The sequence below is a fragment of the Paenibacillus forsythiae T98 genome, assembly GCF_000520735.1.
GTDB lineage: Bacteria > Bacillota > Bacilli > Paenibacillales > Paenibacillaceae > Paenibacillus_AQ > Paenibacillus_AQ forsythiae.
Genome location: NZ_ASSC01000042.1, coordinates 1 through 2,915, shown reverse-complemented (window position 1 = coordinate 2,915; position 2,915 = coordinate 1). Strand labels below are relative to the sequence as shown.

Here is a 2,915-nt window from a genome sequence, read left to right as displayed (position 1 = left end):
GGCCCGCTCCCGGGATACCCGGGGGCGGGCCGCTGTTCGTCTTGCCGGAGCTTAGTACCGGGGTGTACGCCGCGCGGACGAAATCCCCTCAATCAGCAGGACCAGCGCGGTGATGGCGTGCATAATCCAGCCTACGATCGGAATGAAAGCGATAATGGAAGTAACGACTCCGATAACGTTGCCGGTGACAGGCCCGCGCTCATTGTACAATACGAATATAGCGACGGCATGCAGCAGAAACGCGACCCCAAGCGGCAGCCAGGCGTTGGCCAGCACGAATGCGCCGCCGATGAACGGGATCGCGAGAAAAGCCTCGTAAGCAAAAGTGCCCCATTTCAACAATTTTCCCCAAGGAGACATCATCTTCACCAACCTTTCCTTAATATTACTATTCCATAGTACGTGCGGTGATACAAGGGAAGCCGCCCATTATGATCCTTCTGCTTCTTTTTAACCGCTGCGCGGATGGGGTAATACTCGTTGTGGGTCATTAACGATTGCAGGAGGAACGTATGATGGATTATGCATTCATTACGATCAAGCTGGTCACCGGTTTCATCGGTTTATGGATCATGACGCGGCTGCTCGGGAAAAAAGAGATTTCCCAGCTGACTCCCTTCGATTTTGTCTCCGCGATGATGCTTAGTGAAATTGTGGGGAACACGATATATCAGGAGGATACCCGGTACCTTGAGCTGATCTACGGACTGCTGCTGTGGGGCGTACTATCCTATCTATTCGAAAAAGTGACACAGCATGCCAAGCGGATGCGCGCGCCGCTCGAAGGCACAACCTCCATCCTGATCCGCGACGGCAAAATCGACATGAGGGAAATGAAGCGGAGCCGTCTCGACTTCGGCCAACTGCGGATGATGCTGCGCCAGAAGGATGTTTTTGCCCTGGAGGAAGTGGCGTATGCTATATTTGAGAACAACGGGTCGCTCAGCGTCATGAAGAAGCCTGGCTACGAAACGCCGTCCAGGAAAGACCTTGGAATGCCGCATGGAGGATCTTTTTTTGTCTACTCGCTCATTGAGGAGGGGGACATTATGGAGGATAATCTGAAGAAGATCGGCAAGGACAAGGAATGGCTGGAACGCGGGCTTCGGGATCAGGGCTACCGGGATATGAAATCACTGGCTTTTGTCGAATGGAGCAGGGAGGGCGGCTTTTTTGTCATGGAGGGCTAAGAGGGGCCAGGTATGGGGGAAATGCGGTGCAGAGAAAGGAACGAAGGCGATATAGAAAGCGGGGAGCGTATGAAAAAGAGATATTCCGCAGCTATGGTGCTTTACATGCTAGTATTGGTTTTGGCGTTTCTATCTCTTATGGCAGGCGGAGAGAAGAGCGGCGGCGGTTTTTTCGATTTCAGTGGGCTGGCTACCGCCTTCGGCATCGGAATTGCTGTAGTGGGGACGTTGCTTTTTGCGCTCTACTTGCTGCTTGTTTATACCTACAGTAGAGGGTGGAGGACATTCCTGGTTACGATTTCCGTGCTGGCCGGAATCCTGTTAATAGGCACTGCTTCGGGATTAATAAAATCGAAAGTAGCGCAAAACAAGAATCTGGATTTCTCTTCCGCCATCGTTCTTCAACCCGGAACCCGGCACATGGAACTGGACCATAGCCAAAGCCAGGCGAGAGAAACGAAGTATAAGTTCTTGCCACAGCGGGATGGAGAATTGACGATCCAGTTAACGCCTGTCGGATGGGATGACCAAATCAGAGCGATATCTGTTTACGATTCCCGTAAGAAAAAGATGATCAGGCGAAACGGGAACGTCCCGTCGCATGTCAAAATCAGCGATGCCGTGTCCGGTCAATGGGTCTACGTTACTGTACAAACACGATCAGCTTATGACGTCTACCGGATTACTATAGATCAATAGCCGGGGTGGGATTCCAGATGTAATCGAAAGACGGGTGAAGTACACTCGTCATGGTCTGGCTCAAAACCGAAATAAAATGCGGATTAAAGGGAAAAGCTCCATCGGTGAGCATAAAAAAATTACAAGGCAGAAAGTAGGGGAAAGGCTATGAAAATGGTACTGTTCGGCGCATCGGGAACGATTGGCCGAGCCATCCTGGAAGAAGCGCTGAAGCGAAACCATGAGGTGACAGCGGCTGTCCGGCGGCCGGAGGCGCTGGAAATTCAGCACAGCGGTCTGCTTACACTTTCCGCCGATTTGCTGAGACCGGAAGAGGTGACGCAGGCTGCCAAAGACCATGAGGCGGCAATCAGCGCCTACGGCCCGGAATTCGGAGCGGAGGGTGAACTGCTTGAAGCAGCCCGCTCGCTGGTCGAAGGACTGAAGACAGCCGGGGTGAAGCGGCTGATTGTGGTCGGCGGCGCGGGAAGCCTGAAGACGGACTCGGGCGAACGGTTGATGGACACGCCTGGGTTCCCGGAGGAAGTGAAGCCGCTTGCGGCGGCCCATGCCGACGCTTATGAAATCTATGCGCAGTCCGGTCTTGACTACACATATGCCAGTCCCGCTGCGGTGATTAGTCCGGGGCGCCGTACGGGACAATTCCGTATCGGTCTGGACCGGCTCGTTGTGGACGAGAACGGCAGAAGCGAGATCAGCGTGGAGGATTACGCCGCAGCCGTTATTGATGAATTGGAGGAAGGGAATTTCATAGGCGGACGGTTCACGGTGGGCTATTGACGCGCAATAAGGAGAGGGGATAACAGGGATGCATTTGGTGACGGCGGAAGAAATGCGGCGGCTTGACCGCATTACGATAGAACGGCTCGGCATTCCGGCGGTTGCCCTGATGGAAAATGCCGGGCGTGCCATCGCGGAGGAGATTATTGCCTTCTGCAATCATCGGGACGGGGACGGAGCGGCAGGCGATGCGTGTCAGGGAACAGGGGCAGCCCGGTACAGCAGCGGGCCGGGCCATGCCGGAGC

The 2,915-nt window shown here is 54.3% G+C and carries 4 protein-coding genes and 1 pseudogene; 4 read left to right on the top strand and 1 reads right to left on the bottom strand.

Annotation, left to right across the window (positions count from 1 at the left end; translation table 11 throughout):
• Positions 1-51: 51 nt before the first annotated feature.
• Positions 52-363 carry a hypothetical protein gene (locus tag L692_RS0101740; RefSeq protein WP_312001275.1) on the bottom strand — a complete coding sequence of 104 codons (312 nt, stop codon included), beginning with the start codon at positions 361-363 and terminating at the stop codon, positions 52-54.
• 149 nt (positions 364-512) lie between these two features.
• Here L692_RS0101740 and L692_RS0101735 point away from each other — a divergent pair, with 149 nt between their 5' ends.
• The 4 genes and pseudogenes from L692_RS0101735 to L692_RS31590 all read left to right on the top strand — a co-directional run.
• A complete protein-coding gene (locus tag L692_RS0101735; RefSeq protein ID WP_025696637.1) occupies positions 513-1,190 on the top strand; it encodes a DUF421 domain-containing protein in 678 nt (225 codons plus the stop codon).
• A 105-nt stretch (positions 1,191-1,295) separates the two neighbouring features.
• Positions 1,296-1,889, top strand: a complete 594-nt coding sequence (locus L692_RS0101730) for a hypothetical protein (protein ID WP_156940275.1) — start codon at positions 1,296-1,298, stop codon at positions 1,887-1,889.
• Positions 1,890-2,036: 147 nt separating this feature from the next.
• Positions 2,037-2,669, top strand: a complete 633-nt coding sequence (locus L692_RS0101725) for an NAD(P)-dependent oxidoreductase (protein ID WP_025696634.1) — start codon at positions 2,037-2,039, stop codon at positions 2,667-2,669.
• Positions 2,670-2,697: 28 nt separating this feature from the next.
• Positions 2,698-2,915 (top strand): annotated as a pseudogene (locus L692_RS31590) (bifunctional ADP-dependent NAD(P)H-hydrate dehydratase/NAD(P)H-hydrate epimerase); the annotation flags it as partial.